The following is a 15,655-nucleotide window of genomic DNA, read 5'->3' as shown; positions in this document are numbered from 1 at the left end:
GGTTCCAGCCGATCTAAAACGACCAACCAAAGCCCTTATTTTCACACTTGTATCTTTCTCTTCTTCTACACTTTCAGTAAATATCTTTCTGCGAGTTTTTTATACTGTTCAACCTGTTCTTTGATCCATGTATCATCTTTGCCCATTGCATCAGCCATAACGGCTGCTACTTCGGGCGCAATTCTCATACTTTCTTTTGCATCCAGCAGGAGGGCCCTCGTTCTTCTGCTCAGCACATCTTCCACCGTTCTTGCCATCTCTTCATTCACTGCCCAGATGATCTGAGCTTTGTGGATCTTGAGGCTCTCACTGATCCATGCGCCTGCATCTCCGTTCATCATTCCTTTGATGCGATGTGCATCGCTTCCATAAACAGAGAAGGGGTCATCTTCCTGCACAGTGTTGGTATAACCGTGAATATGCATGGAAGGCGTTGCTGTTTTTCTTTTTTCCCAATGCAGTTCCGTTTCCACGCGATTCACCAGGTCCTCTCCCATTTTGCGGAAGGTGGTCCATTTACCACCGAGGATGGTAAAGAGTTTGGAAGGGCTCACCATGATCTTGTGGCTGCGTGAGATCTCCTTCGTTTTTTGTCCTTTTGCAGGAGCGGCCAGTGGCCTCAGTCCTGCGTATACGCTGAGCACATCGGCGCGCGTAGGTTGCTGAACAAAATACTGTGAAGCTGTATCCAGGATGAATGCAATTTCCTTTTCGAGGGCCATGGGTTCCAGTGAAGCTGTGTCCACAGGTGTATCTGTAGTGCCCACTACCACTTTATCATGCCAGGGTACTGCAAACAGCACGCGGCCATCGCTGGTTTCGGGGATCATCAATGCGTGATCTGCCGGATAGAATTTTTTATCCAGCACCAGGTGGGTGCCCTGGCTCACGCAGATGGTTTTGGAAGCGGAAGGATTGTCGAGTTGCAGAATATCATCTACGAACACGCCCGTGGCGTTCACCACGGCCTTAGCATTTACTTTGTATTCTTTTTTCGTTTCTGTATCGATGCATTCAACGCCGGCAATTTGATGCTGATCGTTCTTGATCAGTCCTTTTACCTGAATATAATTGAATGCAAGTCCGCCGTGTTCATAGATGCTCTGCGCCAGGTTCACGGCCAGGCGTGAATCATCAAACTGACCATCGTGATAGAGCACGCCGCCAATCAGTCCTTCAGATTTCACATTGGGCAGTCGCCTGAGTGTATCGGCGCGCGAGATGAAAATGGAGGAACCAAGGCTGAGCCTGCCGGCGATCCAGTCGTATATCTTAAGACCGATTGTGTATTTGAGGCGGTCCCAGAAATTGTATAATGGAATAATGAAACTCTGGTTCTTCACCAGGTGTGGGGCATTGCGATAGAGCAGACCGCGTTCGATGCTGGCTTCGCGGACCAGTTTCACATTTCCCTGTGCGAGGTAGCGGACGCCTCCGTGCACCAGTTTGGTGCTGCGGCTTGAAGTGCCTTTGGCAAAATCGGATTGTTCAAGAAGTACGGTCTTATATCCACGGGTAGCGGCTTCCAGCGCAATTCCCAGTCCGGTTGCACCGCCACCGATGATGGCGATATCCCAGCTGGTGGATTCCAACTGTTGCAGGAATACTTTGCGGCGGGCATCATCATGGAAAGAAGGGAGATTCATCAAAGCCTTTGTTTTAGTCTGTATTGTTTTCGCTTTTGACATTTAGCAAAAATGAAAAACAACAAAACGAAAGTAAAATGAAACTTCGAAACCGCAAAGGAAATATTACGAAACTTCTTTTCCCCTCGTTTTCCACAGGCAAATGAAGTTTACAATTTCATAACACCCTGATTTCTACAATTATTTATGGATATTTGTAAGTCTGCATGAATAATCATAATTTGAAGCAAGCGATTGCTTTCGATATTTCGACAGAAAACAAGCCTGATCTATGCTGAACATCACCGAACGCCATCAACATATTCTAACGAAGCTCCAGGCCGAAGGATCCGTAACTGTGCTGGACCTTTGCCGTGAATTGAATGTATCATCCGTAACAATCCGAAAGGACCTAAAACTTTTAGAAGATAAGAACCTGCTTTTCAGAACCCATGGCGGCGGTACGCTCCACAATCCGTATACGGTTGACCGGCCTGTGAACGAAAAGGAAAAGATCCGTTCTGCAGAGAAAACGCGCATAGCCATTGCCGGTGCATCGCTGATAGAGCCCGATGATTGTATCATCATCGCATCGGGTACAACAGTTCAGGCCCTGGCGAAGCATATACATCCTGTGAGTTCCCTCACAGTAGTAACTGCTGCATTGAATGTGGCGCTGGAACTGATCCGTCATCCTGAAATAGAAGTGATCCAGCTCGGCGGACTGCTTCGTAAGAGTTCTTCTTCAGTAACAGGACCATATTCAGAAAAAATATTAGGTGACCTCTCCTGCAATAAATTGTTTCTTGGTGTGGATGGTATCGATATTGAATTCGGTCTCACCACCACCAATGCCATGGAAGCCCATCTCAACAGGAAGATGATCGAAACAGCACAGAAAACGATCGTGCTGGCAGACAGCTCCAAGTTCGGGAAGCGTGGATTCGGAAGGATCTGCGGCCTCGAAGATGTGGAGCAGGTGATCACAGACAGTGGCATCTCCGAACATACCGTGAAAACATTGCAGGGCATGGGCATTGCAGTGACGATAGTCTGAGCGCAATTGCGTATATTTGCGCAGTGAAAATCTGGCTGGTCATATGCTTTACTTTCTTCTGCACGCTGGCGGCAACCGCTGCGCGAAAGCCGCATGACGCCAAACTGAATCCACGCGTGCCGGATACGCATCTGCCCACGCTGAATGCAAAAAAAGCATTCTTCGCTCCCGTAAGAAGCAGGCAGAAAGATCAGCAATCCGAAACTTTTCATCGCGACAATTGCAACCGTACATTATCGCAGTGCAGGAATAATGGAAATGACAATATCATCAGCGGTCATGCCCTTCCGTTAGCACTCATTATCTGTACCCGTTCACAACATGCAAGCCCGGTCCTTCCGGCATACTCCAGTACCCTGAGCCGGTTGCTCCTGTTCCCCAACCACTATTTCTGGTAGTGCATCGCGCCATCGAGTTCATAGAGCCTTTTTAATGACACCCGAATTTTAACAGATCAAATCCTGCGAATGACGCATTTGCCTTACTTGATTATGGATCTGGCCCTGATCCTTGGAGCCGCCGCCATCGTTACTTTATTGTTCAAAAAACTGAAACAGCCCGTAGTACTCGGCTATATCATTGCCGGATTCTTCGTGGGACCACATTTCCATTGGCTGCCTACAGTATATGAGCCCACCAATATCCAGATCTGGGCTGAGATCGGTGTGATCTTCCTCCTGTTCTCCCTCGGTCTGGAATTCAGCTTTAAGAAACTCATCAAGGTTGGCGCACCTGCTTCCGTCACCGCCGTATTTGAAGTGGTGGCCATGATCGCGCTCGGATTCGGCACCGGTCAGTTACTCGGCTGGAATTTTATGGACAGCCTCTTTCTCGGAGGGATCCTTTCGATCTCCTCCACCACTATCATCCTGCGCGCATTTGATGAATTGAATGTAAAAACACAAAGATTCGCTTCGCTGGTGTTTGGCGCCCTGATAGTAGAGGACCTCGTAGCTATCGTATTGCTGGTGTTATTATCTACGCTCGCACTCAGTCAGCAGTTTGCAGGAGCAGAAATGTTGCAATCCGTTCTCAAACTCGTTTTCTTCCTTGTGATCTGGTTTGCCGCCGGTATCTTTTTCCTTCCCACTTTCCTGAAAAAGACAAAGAAACTGATGAACGAAGAAACCCTGCTGGTTGTTTCGCTTTCCCTTTGTTTGCTGATGGTATGGTTCGCCAATTCCGTTGGCTTCTCTCCTGCCCTCGGCGCTTTCATCATGGGCTCTATCCTGGCGGAAACCACACAGGCTGAAAAGATCGAACACCTGGTGAAACCGGTGAAGGACCTGTTCGGCGCCATCTTCTTCGTATCGGTAGGTATGCTGATAGATCCGAAAATGCTGGTTGAATATGCAGGCCCGATCGCATTGATCACACTGATCACCATCATCGGTAAAGTGCTCAGTACTACATTCGGTGCATTGCTGGCCGGACAATCGTTGCAAACCTCCGTGCAGGCGGGTTTCAGTCTGGCGCAGATCGGGGAGTTCTCCTTCATCATCGCCACTCTGGGCGTAACGCTCAAAGTGACCAGCGCATTCCTTTATCCCATTGCCGTTGCAGTGTCCGCAGTAACCACTCTTACCACTCCTTACCTGATCCAGAGCAGCAGGCCCTTCTATAAATGGCTTGAAAAAATCTTGCCGGAAAAAGTGCAGAATGCATTGTCCGGTCCCGGTTCCAAAGCAAAAGACACACAATCGCTCAGTGCCTGGAACCAGGTGGTCCGCAGCACATTGCTCAATACTTTCCTGCTTGGCATGTTGCTGATCTGCATTGTGATGGTGTCCGCTGAATATGCGCTTCCCTATATCCGTAATCATTACACCGATGGCTCCTGGGTGAAATGGGCTACAGCATTCATTACATTATTACTGATGTTGCCTTTTCTCTATGCACTGGCCGTACGCAACACCAATTCCGTAGCTTACCGTGAAGTACTGGCCAGCAACCGGTACAATGGCAGGCTGAACCTCATACATTTTTTCCGTCTTATTCTAGCTGGAAGCTTTATCGGTTTCCTCATGCACCGCTTCTTCTCCTTCGAAGCAGGATTGCTCTCCGTATTGGTGATTGCCGTGATCATCGGTGTATTCAATAAGAAGATCCGGAAATTCTACGATCGTATCGAAGCCAGGTTCATGCGCAATTTCAATGAGCGTGAACTGGCAGCAGCAGAGAAGAACCGCTCTGAACTGGCGCCCTGGGATGCGCATATCGCCACGCTGGAACTGCACCCTGAATCTGCCGTGATCGGTAAGACACTGATGGAGCTGCACTGGCGGGAGCAACTGGGCATCAACGTGGTACTGATCAAACGCGGCGAGCACAGTATTCCCGCTCCGGGCCGCAATGAGCGCGTATACCCGGGAGACGAGATCTTCGTGCTGGGCAGCGATGCACAGATCAAAAGATTACAGGCCATCATCAGACCCATCAAACATCATGATGAGGAAGAAACCAATCCGGCCAATGTGGTGCTGCGCGATTTTGTGATCGATGAGAAATCTTCCCTCCTGAACAAGACCATCCGCGGTTCGGGAATTCGCGAAAGGATCAAAGGGATTGTGGTAGGTGTGGAAAGGAACAACCAGCGCATCCTGAATCCCGAATCATTCTTCGAGTTCCAGCAGAACGATGTGGTGTTTGTAGTGGGCGATGGAAAACTGATCAATAAACTGATCCATGAACATCACTAAGGTTCAGTAACCTTAGTGATATTTCTATATACTATTTAACGGAATGCGCTTTCAACCAGGATTGCAGTATCTCATACCGCTCCCTGAATTTCTGCAAAGCGTATTCCGGTTTTGTCCATCCTTCGGGAGGAAATCCATAAGGCTGTGTGCGGGTGCTGACCAGCGAATCCTTCCTGAAATAATATTCGACCCCTCCCAGGTGCTGTTCCTGCTCCAGTTTGACACCGGTATAAGTATTCACCTCTGTTCTGCGGTTACTTCCCGCATATACCAGCCCGTTATTCAACAGGATGTATTGTTCATCGAAGTCTATAAAATTGGCGGCGAGATATTTCAATCCAAAGCAGATCATCGTATCGCCATTGGCGGCAACATACCGGTTATAGAACCAATTGGCCTGTCTTGTATGGTGCTTCCAGTGCGGCACATCATTCACGAAACGGTAAAGCGGTTCGGGTTCTGATGTGAAAAAACGGTGGATCAGGCTATCGATATCCTGCCGGTAAACAAGACTATCATCCTGCGCTTTCGAAAGAAAAGGCAACAAAAACAAAACGAAACAGCAGATCCTTTTCATTTTCCCATGATTTTGTTTGATAATGAAAGTGTGCGAAACTCAGTCAGATCTTAGTTCTTTCCTGGTTTGCGCATAGGGCTCTTTGTTGTATTGGTCTTCTTTTTTGTGTTTTTCTTTTCAGGGACTGGCGGCCAGGCAGGTGGTGGTGGCACTGGATAGGTTACCGAATCTGCGCCGGATTCGATGTATACCGGCGGAGGCGGTGGAACCATTGCCTGCTGTTCCGGGAAGAAGCCTTCTGGTATGTTGAAATGGTTTTCAGGAAAAACTTCAGGAACAACAGTTGACGCCATGATCCGGATCGTGTCCATTTTTCCATCCACACGGCCATTATGATCGATGAGGCTTAGTCCAAGAATGATCTTGTTATCATACACCATGCTCAATGCAATATTGGAAATGTATTGCTCCGGAACAGGATAATGGAGATCATTGGAGGGATAGATGAGAACCTGTCCACGATTCATATTAGCCACCAGAGCGGCAATTCCTTTTTCCGAGAGATCGATGGCTGTTACATCATAGCCTGCAATCCTACCGGAAGAACCGGCTTCGCGTGGCCTGGTTCTGGAGAAGAGATTCCTGACTGTATAAGTTTTCATCCCCATGTTCAGCTCGTATATTTTTCCTGATTCCAGATCCACCAGCACCTGCTCCATCCCACCGGAACCTCTTCTTTGAAAATCGATACTGAGCGCATTCTTTCCAAATTGCAGTTTCAGTGAAGCAGTATCTTCATCGGGTGCAGCCACTTTGTAAACGATAGTGCCCTCGAATGGTTGCTGCGCGCTTATTTGAAGTATGCCAAGAGAGAATAGTAAAGAGAAAAACAGTTTCATATTGTACGGTTATTGACTGATGCAAATGTACTTTCGATCCCCGGTTAATTTTATACCTGCTTCCGGGGATAATTTGCCGTACACTATTCCATATTTTTGTGCACGATGCCCATACAACGATCTACATTAAGCGCGGAAGACATCAAAGCAATGCAGCAATGGGTCTGGAAATACAGGACTGCTGCCTGGTTCTGGGGAATTTTCATTTTTCCTTTACTGGGGTTTTCTGACTGGCTGGTACAGGTTTTCATAGAGGAAGCAATGAGCATTATTCCCCTGCTGGTATTCTTTGGGCTGATGGATATCCTGGCTATCTGGCTCTTTGTGAAATGCACGCGCAAGGTGCGGTTCGTTCAAAAAAGCATAGACAGGAATGAAAAAACAATTACCCATGGTAATTTACAGGCATTGCAAACGAAACTGAATGGCAGGTTCATTTACACTATCAATAATCACCCTCTTGCTGTGATCAGCGCCACTCAGCCATTGGCTTTGGTTGGCGCCAATATTTTACGCGAAGCACAGGTCCGCTTGCATTCCGTTGCAGTTTCGCCAAAACAACAATTGCTGCTGGCAGTAGTGTATGAACAGATACCGCCTCCGCAAAAACAAATACTTACTATTACACCTGAAGAAAAAGCGGCCAGTAACAATAAAAAGGATTCACTGGAAGCCCTTAAGATCACAGGCATTATTTTGGGAGTAATCTGTGCCGTGAGCGGCATTTTCTTTACCGGTGGAGGACTGATAATGATCTTTGGTGTTTATTTGTTCTGTTTCCTGCTGATAGCAGCCGTCATTTATTTCACCTACCGGTCAGTTGAAGCATATACTGAAAAACTTGTGATCACCGGTATTGTTACAGAACAGTTGCGGGTGCAATACAGGATCGGCAGGCATGGCAGTTACAAACAGATGAACTGGTACCGCATCGGCAATGAGTTGGTGCCAGGCACAATTAGGGACCAGGATGGACTGCAAGCCGGCGATACTGCCCGCTTCGAATTCTATGCCGGAAAGAATGGAAAAAGACATGGGCTCATCAGGGTCAGTAAGATCTGATAATGCCCGGTTTATAATAGTCTTTAATTTTACTCAGCAAAATAAATTCCGTACCACCAATGGCCCGCTACTCCAATTCAAAAAAGGTTCCCACCCCATCGCCCAAACGAAGCTATCTCTGGGTGGCAGGTCTGGCGATCTTCGGCCTCATACCACTTTTGAAAAAATGTATTTCAAGCTACCGTTACAATACGGAGATCAGACCGATCGTGGATGGACTGATAGAAAACAACAAACGTATGGATGCTGTAGTGTATGGAGATACCGGACGGATCTATACTTTGGCCAGCAACAGTTCACCCGAACCATCTTACCGCTGGTACAACGGTTACCAGTCCATGCCTAACGACAGCCTTTATTTCAATATCAGGCTGGAAACCCGGGAAGGTTATGCCCGTTTCAGCCGCGACAGCAGCGTTGGCCAGGTGGTCTGTGTGCTGATCGATACGAAGAACGACAGCAGTGACAACCAGAAAGTTTTCGGTATTTATTTTCAACCCGGAAAAGATATACCGGTGCACAACGATATGAACCTCCGCAGGGCTGTGATCTATGCTGCTGATCCCGGCTATATTGCTTATTTTGTTGCCGACACTTTTGAAAAGGATTCCAGCTCAGCACAGGGAGTACTCGCAAGACAAAGATTGAAAAAGATAAAAGAAGAACTGGAAAAAAGGAAAATGGATTCCTTCAGCATAAAAACATTTTGATTCATTTATAAAACACTGCCATGTCTGATTCAAATATCTATTTTGCAAAAGGCGACAGCCCTGAAATGATCGAAGCATTTCAAAAAGCCCAAAACAGTTTTAAATATTTCTGGCGCGAATTATCCTGGGAATACCGCAGGATCATTCCGGGCCTGGATCTTGCCTGCGTGAAAGTGGCTTTCTCTCAGGAATTCCCTGACCAGGAAGAGCCTGTGGTGGAGCATATGTGGATCAACGAGATCTATTTCGATGGCGATACCATCAGCGGTACTTTGATCAATCAACCCAATGAGCTCACCAATGTGAATAACGGAGATGCAGTATCTGTTCCGCTGGAGCAGATAAGCGACTGGCTTTTCTCCATCGAAGGCAACACCTGCGGCGGCTTCACTATCCATGCCATGCGCTCCATGATGGAACCTGAGGAACGTGAGGAACACGATAATGCCTGGGGACTGAACTTCGGCGATTTCAACGATGTGCTGGTGGTGAAAAATCAAAAAGAAAATCCTGAGAACCTGGTAGAGCATCCCATGAGCAGGAACATGAAAGAAAAACTGGTGGAATTCCTGCAACAGAATCCGAAAGAGATCAACGGACAGGATGACGCAGGCTATACACTTCTGCACAGGGAAACCATTGCCGGCAATCTCAGTTCTGTGGAAGTGCTGCTTCAAATGGGAGCAGATAAGAATGCGCAAACCACCAATGGGAAAACAGCTCTTGATTTCGCAAAACAACTGAAATGGGAACATCTGATCCCTGTGCTGGAAAAATAACGGGAACAGTCTGTCGCTCGCATCCGGCGGGCACTGTGTAGCCGATGACAACAGAATAAACGTCACTCGCGGGGACGCGGGCCACTGCTCCCCGAAAATAAAACAGGCAGCCAATCTGGCCGCCTGTTCTATTTTTACACGTTTCCATTATTCTATTTATCTAAAAAACTGAACTTGTTCTCGAACATTGGTCCAACCACCGGTACAGGTTGCATTTTTTCATTGGCCGCATTGAGTATGCCCAGTATCCAAAGCACGAGTATTACAATCTGTGCCCAGGTCAATACCCATAAAGCCGGCACCATCCTTACTACCACGGTGATGGCCACACTAAGTATGATACTCAGTATCGCAATGCCCAGTGATTGCCTGAGATGATAGCTCACCAGTGGGTCCTTCGGTTTGTCTTTGTATTGAAAATAAGCTACCAGCCAGCCGATCAGCGTGATGTAGGATACGATCGATAGTGTTTTTCTGTCCATGTTGCGGTGTTTTGAATTTGAATTTTGTTTCAGCAAAACTAGCCGCAAAGCAGCACCATGACTATCCCGGAACCAGCCATATTTCATCATCAGATCAATCCGTATTTGGTGGCCAGCTTGATCACGGCCGTCATGGTAGCCACATCAAATTTCTCGATCAGGTTCTTGCGATGGCTTTCCACCGTGTGCATGCTGATGAACAATTTCTCTGCAATCTGCGTGGTGGTGAGCCCCTGGCTTACCAGCTCAAGGATCTCCTTTTCCCTGCGTGTGATGCGTGGGATCTCCGCGAGATCATTCTCATTTATCTGCGCCATGATCTCTTTCGTTTTGCGGCAGAGATAATTATTGCCATCGAGCGTAGTGTGAATAGCATTGATGATCTCCTCCCCTACGGAGTTCTTCAGTACATAGGCATTGGCGCCGCTGTTGAGCATATTCCTGATCACGGTGCGCTCATTGTGCACACTCAATGCGATGATGCGGATATCCTTGTCCTGTTTTCTCACCTGTTTACAAATAGCAGCTCCATCGATATCCGGCAGGTTGATATCCAGCAAAACCACATTCGGGTCCAACGCTTCGATGGCATTCAGGCCTGCTTTGCCATTATCGAATGTACCGGCCAGCATCATATCGTCGCGGCCTGCCAGCAGGGTCTTCAATCCTTCCAGCACAATCGGGTGGTCGTCTATAATGATCACTTTTATCATTGTTCTGCATTATTGTTTTATCGAACACTCAATAGTAAAACTGGAACCGGCTCCTTCGGAAGACTGCAGGTCCATTTTGCCCTTCAGCATTTCCACGCGTGAACGGATATTGGCCAGCCCGGCTCCATGGAGCTTATTAATTGCAGCGATATCGAATCCTTTCCCATCATCTTCAACGGTAAGGAATATGCGATCGCCGCTTTGCTGCAGTTGCACCAGGATCTGGGATGCCTGCGCGTGCTTCACTGCATTGTTCACCAGTTCCTGCATGATACGGTACAGGGTTACCTGCCTGCCATGGTCCATATCATTTTTGTATTTGTACACCTGGCAGGTAACAGGAATTCCGGAATTCTGTAAACCGTTGCAATATTCTTTGGTGGCTTCACCCAGGCCATAACTGAGCAATACTTCGGGCATCATGCTTTTGGCGATGCGTCGAAGCTCATCCACGGCATTGTCCAGATGATGCAGGGTCTTCCCAACGATTGCCTGCTGTGGCGCTTCCTTTACCATCGGCGTAAGGCCGGAGAGCTGGATCTTCACGCCGGAAAGCAGTCCGCCCAGGCCATCATGCAAGTCGCGCGCAAGCCTCGTCCGTTCCTGCTCCTGCCCTTCCAGCATGGCGGACAAATTGGAGATGCGATGCTCCTGCTTCATTTTATCTACTTCCATTTCGTGCAATTGCTTTGCCTGCAACAATGTTTTGGTCCTTTGCTTATAGGCATAGTAAAAGAAGATTGCAGCCAGGAAGAGAGCAATAGCCAGTGCGGAATAGATCCTTTGCAAACGCCTGTTGTGCTGCATGGTTTCTTCCATGGCTTTCAGTTCCTGCTCGCGTTTTACCGTTTTGTAATTGGCCATGGTGAGCGCCTGCTGTTGCTGTTCTGTTTCAAACTTTGCCTGCAGCAAAGCTTTATCTTTTTCAGAAGCGGCAAAACGGGCAACCAGTAATGCCTGGTCTTTCTGCGCAGACAACCATCTCGCCTGTATCAACTCCCTGTTCCGTTGTTCGGCCACCAGCCTGATCTCCAGCAAGGCTTTCTCCTTTTTCGCCACTTCATAACGCGCTTCCAGCTCTTTCGATTTGTTCATTTTTTCTGCATCGAAAAGTTCCTTGTACAGGTTCATGTACTGTTTGTAATTGTGAAGGGCCAACGCGGTGTCTGCTTTCTTTTCATAGGCTTCCGCCAGTATGAGAAAAGATTGTGAGAGATTGAACTTATCAAACAAAGGGTCCTGTGCACTCACAGCAATAGCGCCATTTGCATAATTGATGGCGGCATCGTAATCGCCCTTGCTGAAGCACATAGTGGACAAAGTATTGTATACTCCGGCTTCCACCACGTATTGCCTGGTGAGCTTGCTTTCCTTTAAAGCTATATCGTTGTAATGATCGATGCTGTCTGTATACGGATGTGTTGAAGGAAAATTCTCCAGGAAGATATTGGCGATGCTGATAGCGGCAAATGGGATATCGCTGGGCGTTACCAGTCTTTCCCTGTTGTTCATGGCCAGTTGCAGCGAGTGCCGCATATAATACAATCCGGAGTCCAGCGCCAGCTTTTGCGTATTATCATTCCGGTATAGATTGATGAAGTAGGAACCTCTTACCTGGTTGGCAGAGATAAGATCAGACAATCTGCCTGTTTGATTGGCCGCCTGCAGGGAAAGCCTTGTATATTTTTCCACGTTCACCAGGTCGTACCAATGAAAATAAACACCGGTGAGCTCCGTGTAGATCGACTGCTGGTATTTCAATGCTTCGTGTACTCCTTCCAGTTGGTCCAGCGCCTGCTGAAAGGTCTGGATAGCCTGCGGCTCCTTGTGGGCCCGGGATTCCAGCCAGCCCTTGCAATACAGCACATACCCTTTCATCAGTTTGCTGCTGCTGCGTTTTACATACCAGATGGCGCTGTCGAGATAAAGTTGTGAAGCCGGCGCATCGCCCATGATATTGTAGCTCATGGCAAGCATGGCATAAGTATGTGCGCGGTATTGTCCATCTTTCATACCTGCAGCCAGTGAAATGGATTGACGAAGGATATCGAGGCCTTCCTCCCATCCTGTATTGAAGAACACTACCTGACCGAGGCGGTCCATGGTTTCCAGGCGCTGCGCCAACGGAATGTTCCGCTGCGCCAATACCTGGCGGAGTGAATCTTCCAGTAGTTGCGCCCTGCTGACAGTGAAGGCATGCAGGAATATCAGTGTGAAGATGATCTGTACAATTTTTCGGGTGCCGGATTGCATAATGGTTTTCTTTTTCGCTATCACAATTACAAATCTACCATTCTCCTTTTTCACAGAAATAGCTGGTTCCGGGGATAAGCCACCAGGGATTGCAGCAATACTTTTGTGTTATCAGAAACAACAAAAATAATTCAAGATGAAAAGAACAATTGCAATTATCGCCCTTTTTGTATCAGTATTCGTTAGCTGCAGCAGCCCCAACCCTGTTGAGTACAACAATAAGCTCATGACCATCATGAACAACAACGAAAAAGAAATGATCGCCATGAATGCAGCCATGAACAGCCAGGATTATACAAAAGCGGAGTCTGTGCGCGGCGACTGGCAGAAAAAACTGGAAAAAGCGATCAGCGAAGTGGAAAAAATGGACGCACTGAAAGATGATGCCGGTCTGAAAGCTGCAGTAGCGGAAGGATTGAAAGGATACAAACAGATCGCAGAAGTGGATTACAAGAACCTGATAGAACTTCGCACCAAAGAAAAAAGCGGCGACAGCACCGTTCAACCCCAGATCAATACCATCCTGGAAAAAATGAACAACCAGTTTGAAGTGCTTGGTAACAAGATCAACCAGGCAGGCAGCGAGTTTGAAAAGAAATTCAGCGGAAAATAAAGAATATGCTCAGCCAGAGCTACCATTAATCAATCCTACCCATGAGGCAGATCACCGGCGCAGGCCGGTTTTTGCCGTTTACAGTTCAGTTACCTCAATCATCAATTCCTCTTTTGGAACAAACAATTCAGCCGGCTGATTGGCTGGTAAGATGAATGGTTGTACATTTCGCGATCATTTCAACAGGCCATGATAGCTTACACCCAATTGCTGAGATCCGGCAGACTTCTTTTTTTAGCATTCCTTATTCAATCGGCCTGCCTGGCGCAGACCATCGATTCTGTACACCAGAAATACCGCCAGCAGCTCGCTGCAGCCACCAATGATTCCAATTCGCTCAGGATACTGCTGGAATACGGCGCGGACCTCACCTGGTTTGCTCCAGACTCCGCACTGCCCGTGATCAAAAAAGCAGCCGCACTCAGCCTTCAACTGAAAGACACGGCCGTTTATGCAAGGACCTGGGTACAACAGGGAAATGTATACGCAGACAAGGGTGATTATGTTTCCGCACAAACCTTTTACGAAAAAGGGATAGAAGTGTATAAAAGCATCAACCATCACCGCGGCATCGGTGGGGCTTACCTGAATATTGGAAACCTGTACAATTTCCAGGATAAACTGGAAGAGTCCATCAGCTATTATCTCAAGGCGGTTGACATGCTTGAAAAAGCCGGCACCATGGAGAAAGTGGCCACCACCTACAATAATATCGCAACCACTTTTTCCAAACTGGGACAGTATGAAAAATCGCAGCAATACACCAATAAGGCCCTGCCTATTGCCCTGCTGAAGCAGGATACACTTACACTCATACAATGTTATATCAGCCTGGGCACTTCAGAACATCACATGAAGAATAACCAGGCTTCCATCAACTGGACAAAAAAGGCCATGCTGCTGAGCGATAAAAAAATGTATGCGCAGGGCAGCTACATGACAAGGGCCAACCTCTCCGAGATCTACACGGAAAGAAAAATGTACGATTCAGCATTGTACTACCTGTACGCTGCGAAGCCACTGGCGGAACAAGCCAATGATCCCTACTACCTGTCTTCCATCTACCTCAATTATGCGAATACTTATTACCAGCTGAAACAATTTTCAGAGGCCGAATCCTTTGCTCTGAAATCGATACAAACAGCACACAGCGTTTCCAACAAGGAATCGTTGATGAACGGTTACAATATCCTTACCCGCATTTACGCGGCAATGGGAAAACCGGAAAAGTCGTCAACCGCTTTCGATCAATATATACTGTACCACGACAGTCTCCGCAATTACAATATGGCGGAAAAAGTGAACCAGCTGGAAACGAAATTCAGGACCCTGCAAAAGGACAAGGATATTTCAGAAAAGATGCTGGCGATAGAAAAACAAAAAGCTGTACTAAAGAAAAAGGATACAACGATACTATTCATCGTTACGGCGCTGGTAGCCATTGCGCTGATTGCTCTGCTGACAGTTTTCGCTTTGCGGCAGAAACAGAAAATGCAGCAGCAACAGTTGCAGTCGATGGCAAAGGAAAAAGAACTGGAAGCCGCCAGGGCAATGATCGAGGGAGAAGAATCGGAAAGGGCCAGGATTGCGCGTGACCTGCATGATGGCGCCGGCAGCATGTTATCAGCCGCCAAACTGCAGCTGGAATATATCAGCCGGAAGTCGGCGCTTTCCGGCGGTGCGGCGGAATTGAAAGAAATTACGGGGCTGATAACCGATGCAGCCACTGAAGTGAGAACCACCGCCCATAACCTGATGCCTGCTATCCTTTACCGGGAAGGCATACACGAAGCAGTTTCTGCACTGTGCAATAAATTCAATCACCCGCCACTGGAAGTGGAATACCATGTGATTGGAGAACCTGTTCGTTTCCATCCGCATTTTGAACTGATGGTGTACCGGACAGTTCAGGAATTAATGAATAATATCGTGAAGCATGCCGGCGCTACGCATGCGATGGTGCAGCTGAGCTTCGGACCAGAACATTTCAGTGTGGTGGTGGAGGATAATGGAACTGGCTTCGATCTGTCAGCAGCAAATAAAAATGAAGGTCTTGGATTGACAGCTCTGCAATCAAAGCTCAAAGCTTTCCGCGGAGAAATGGATCTGCAGTCTTCTGAATCCGGCACTTCTGTGAATCTGGAATTCGATACAACAGGCTGATCAGATTTTTCTCATGGTGTGCCCAGTCGCTCGCCTCCCGGCGAGTTACCCAAAAGCAGTTCGCCTCCGGCGAACCAACCGGG

General features: G+C 47.7%; 14 protein-coding genes. 8 read left to right on the top strand and 6 right to left on the bottom strand.

Translation table 11 applies throughout. From position 1 onward, the window contains the following. Positions 1 to 65: 65 nt before the first annotated feature. Positions 66 to 1,646, bottom strand: coding sequence for a glycerol-3-phosphate dehydrogenase/oxidase (locus FSB84_RS19595; protein ID WP_130541000.1), 1,581 nt, complete (start codon positions 1,644 to 1,646; stop codon positions 66 to 68). A gap of 271 nt (positions 1,647 to 1,917) precedes the next feature. Here FSB84_RS19595 and FSB84_RS19590 point away from each other — a divergent pair, with 271 nt between their 5' ends. The 3 genes from FSB84_RS19590 to FSB84_RS19580 all read left to right on the top strand — a co-directional run bounded on the left by FSB84_RS19590 (position 1,918) and on the right by FSB84_RS19580 (position 5,381). Beyond that, positions 1,918 to 2,682, top strand: coding sequence for a DeoR/GlpR family DNA-binding transcription regulator (locus FSB84_RS19590; RefSeq protein WP_130539580.1), 765 nt, complete (start codon positions 1,918 to 1,920; stop codon positions 2,680 to 2,682). 23 nt (positions 2,683 to 2,705) lie between these two features. Continuing rightward, on the top strand, positions 2,706 to 3,080 hold the full coding sequence (locus tag FSB84_RS19585; protein ID WP_130539579.1) for a hypothetical protein: 375 nt from the start codon (positions 2,706 to 2,708) through the stop codon (positions 3,078 to 3,080). A gap of 69 nt (positions 3,081 to 3,149) precedes the next feature. Further along, positions 3,150 to 5,381, top strand: a complete 2,232-nt coding sequence (locus tag FSB84_RS19580) for a cation:proton antiporter domain-containing protein (RefSeq protein ID WP_130539578.1) — start codon at positions 3,150 to 3,152, stop codon at positions 5,379 to 5,381. Positions 5,382 to 5,412: 31 nt separating this feature from the next. Here the strand turns inward: FSB84_RS19580 and FSB84_RS19575 are convergent, their stop codons facing one another. Together FSB84_RS19575 and FSB84_RS19570 are read right to left on the bottom strand one after the other, a co-directional pair. Continuing rightward, complete coding sequence (locus FSB84_RS19575; protein ID WP_130539577.1) at positions 5,413 to 5,958, bottom strand: hypothetical protein; 546 nt, start codon at positions 5,956 to 5,958, stop codon at positions 5,413 to 5,415. Between the two features lie 50 nt (positions 5,959 to 6,008). Further along, positions 6,009 to 6,797, bottom strand: a complete 789-nt coding sequence (locus tag FSB84_RS19570; RefSeq protein ID WP_130539576.1) for a hypothetical protein — start codon at positions 6,795 to 6,797, stop codon at positions 6,009 to 6,011. 105 nt (positions 6,798 to 6,902) lie between these two features. Between FSB84_RS19570 and FSB84_RS19565 the strand changes: the two genes are divergently transcribed. From FSB84_RS19565 to FSB84_RS19555, 3 genes are read left to right on the top strand one after another with little or no spacing between them, the layout of a single operon-like run. Then, complete coding sequence (locus tag FSB84_RS19565; protein WP_130539575.1) at positions 6,903 to 7,859, top strand: hypothetical protein; 957 nt, start codon at positions 6,903 to 6,905, stop codon at positions 7,857 to 7,859. A gap of 59 nt (positions 7,860 to 7,918) precedes the next feature. Then, positions 7,919 to 8,569, top strand: a complete 651-nt coding sequence (locus FSB84_RS19560; protein WP_130539574.1) for a hypothetical protein — start codon at positions 7,919 to 7,921, stop codon at positions 8,567 to 8,569. A 20-nt stretch (positions 8,570 to 8,589) separates the two neighbouring features. Beyond that, positions 8,590 to 9,348, top strand: coding sequence for a DUF2314 domain-containing protein (locus tag FSB84_RS19555; protein ID WP_130539573.1), 759 nt, complete (start codon positions 8,590 to 8,592; stop codon positions 9,346 to 9,348). 152 nt (positions 9,349 to 9,500) lie between these two features. Here FSB84_RS19555 and FSB84_RS19550 read toward each other — a convergent pair whose 3' ends face one another. From FSB84_RS19550 to FSB84_RS19540, 3 genes are all read right to left on the bottom strand, one after another. After that, positions 9,501 to 9,830: a DUF4870 domain-containing protein gene (locus FSB84_RS19550; RefSeq protein ID WP_130539572.1), complete on the bottom strand. Its 330-nt coding sequence runs from the start codon at positions 9,828 to 9,830 to the stop codon at positions 9,501 to 9,503. Positions 9,831 to 9,919: 89 nt separating this feature from the next. Next, complete coding sequence (locus FSB84_RS19545; RefSeq protein ID WP_130539571.1) at positions 9,920 to 10,543, bottom strand: response regulator; 624 nt, start codon at positions 10,541 to 10,543, stop codon at positions 9,920 to 9,922. A gap of 9 nt (positions 10,544 to 10,552) precedes the next feature. Further along, on the bottom strand, positions 10,553 to 12,796 hold the full coding sequence (locus FSB84_RS19540; protein WP_130539570.1) for an ATP-binding protein: 2,244 nt from the start codon (positions 12,794 to 12,796) through the stop codon (positions 10,553 to 10,555). A 136-nt stretch (positions 12,797 to 12,932) separates the two neighbouring features. Here FSB84_RS19540 and FSB84_RS19535 point away from each other — a divergent pair, with 136 nt between their 5' ends. Together FSB84_RS19535 and FSB84_RS31160 are read left to right on the top strand one after the other, a co-directional pair. Next, the gene (locus FSB84_RS19535; protein ID WP_130539569.1) at positions 12,933 to 13,409 is read left to right on the top strand and encodes an LIC11966 family surface protein; all 477 of its coding nucleotides are present in this window, start codon (positions 12,933 to 12,935) and stop codon (positions 13,407 to 13,409) included. 189 nt (positions 13,410 to 13,598) lie between these two features. Further along, positions 13,599 to 15,572: a tetratricopeptide repeat-containing sensor histidine kinase gene (locus FSB84_RS31160; RefSeq protein ID WP_130539568.1), complete on the top strand. Its 1,974-nt coding sequence runs from the start codon at positions 13,599 to 13,601 to the stop codon at positions 15,570 to 15,572. The last annotated feature ends 83 nt before the right edge of the window (positions 15,573 to 15,655 follow it).

The organism is Pseudobacter ginsenosidimutans (assembly GCF_007970185.1).
GTDB classification, from domain to species: domain Bacteria; phylum Bacteroidota; class Bacteroidia; order Chitinophagales; family Chitinophagaceae; genus Pseudobacter; species Pseudobacter ginsenosidimutans.
The sequence above is the reverse complement of the archived record's forward strand: the minus strand, read 5'-3'. Positions and strand labels throughout refer to the sequence as shown.

What these genes read in the sequence shown, in the direction of transcription:
- FSB84_RS19550 (WP_130539572.1), bottom strand. Translation starts at nt 9,830, where the DNA reads ATGGACAGAAAAACACTATCGATCGTATCCTACATCACGCTGATCGGC.
- FSB84_RS19555 (WP_130539573.1), top strand. Translation starts at nt 8,590, where the DNA reads ATGTCTGATTCAAATATCTATTTTGCAAAAGGCGACAGCCCTGAAATG.
- FSB84_RS19595 (WP_130541000.1), bottom strand. Translation starts at nt 1,646, where the DNA reads ATGAATCTCCCTTCTTTCCATGATGATGCCCGCCGCAAAGTATTCCTG.
- FSB84_RS19560 (WP_130539574.1), top strand. Translation starts at nt 7,919, where the DNA reads ATGGCCCGCTACTCCAATTCAAAAAAGGTTCCCACCCCATCGCCCAAA.
- FSB84_RS19540 (WP_130539570.1), bottom strand. Translation starts at nt 12,796, where the DNA reads ATGCAATCCGGCACCCGAAAAATTGTACAGATCATCTTCACACTGATA.
- FSB84_RS19590 (WP_130539580.1), top strand. Translation starts at nt 1,918, where the DNA reads ATGCTGAACATCACCGAACGCCATCAACATATTCTAACGAAGCTCCAG.
- FSB84_RS31160 (WP_130539568.1), top strand. Translation starts at nt 13,599, where the DNA reads ATGATAGCTTACACCCAATTGCTGAGATCCGGCAGACTTCTTTTTTTA.
- FSB84_RS19575 (WP_130539577.1), bottom strand. Translation starts at nt 5,958, where the DNA reads ATGAAAAGGATCTGCTGTTTCGTTTTGTTTTTGTTGCCTTTTCTTTCG.
- FSB84_RS19545 (WP_130539571.1), bottom strand. Translation starts at nt 10,543, where the DNA reads ATGATAAAAGTGATCATTATAGACGACCACCCGATTGTGCTGGAAGGA.
- FSB84_RS19580 (WP_130539578.1), top strand. Translation starts at nt 3,150, where the DNA reads ATGACGCATTTGCCTTACTTGATTATGGATCTGGCCCTGATCCTTGGA.
- FSB84_RS19535 (WP_130539569.1), top strand. Translation starts at nt 12,933, where the DNA reads ATGAAAAGAACAATTGCAATTATCGCCCTTTTTGTATCAGTATTCGTT.
- FSB84_RS19565 (WP_130539575.1), top strand. Translation starts at nt 6,903, where the DNA reads ATGCCCATACAACGATCTACATTAAGCGCGGAAGACATCAAAGCAATG.
- FSB84_RS19570 (WP_130539576.1), bottom strand. Translation starts at nt 6,797, where the DNA reads ATGAAACTGTTTTTCTCTTTACTATTCTCTCTTGGCATACTTCAAATA.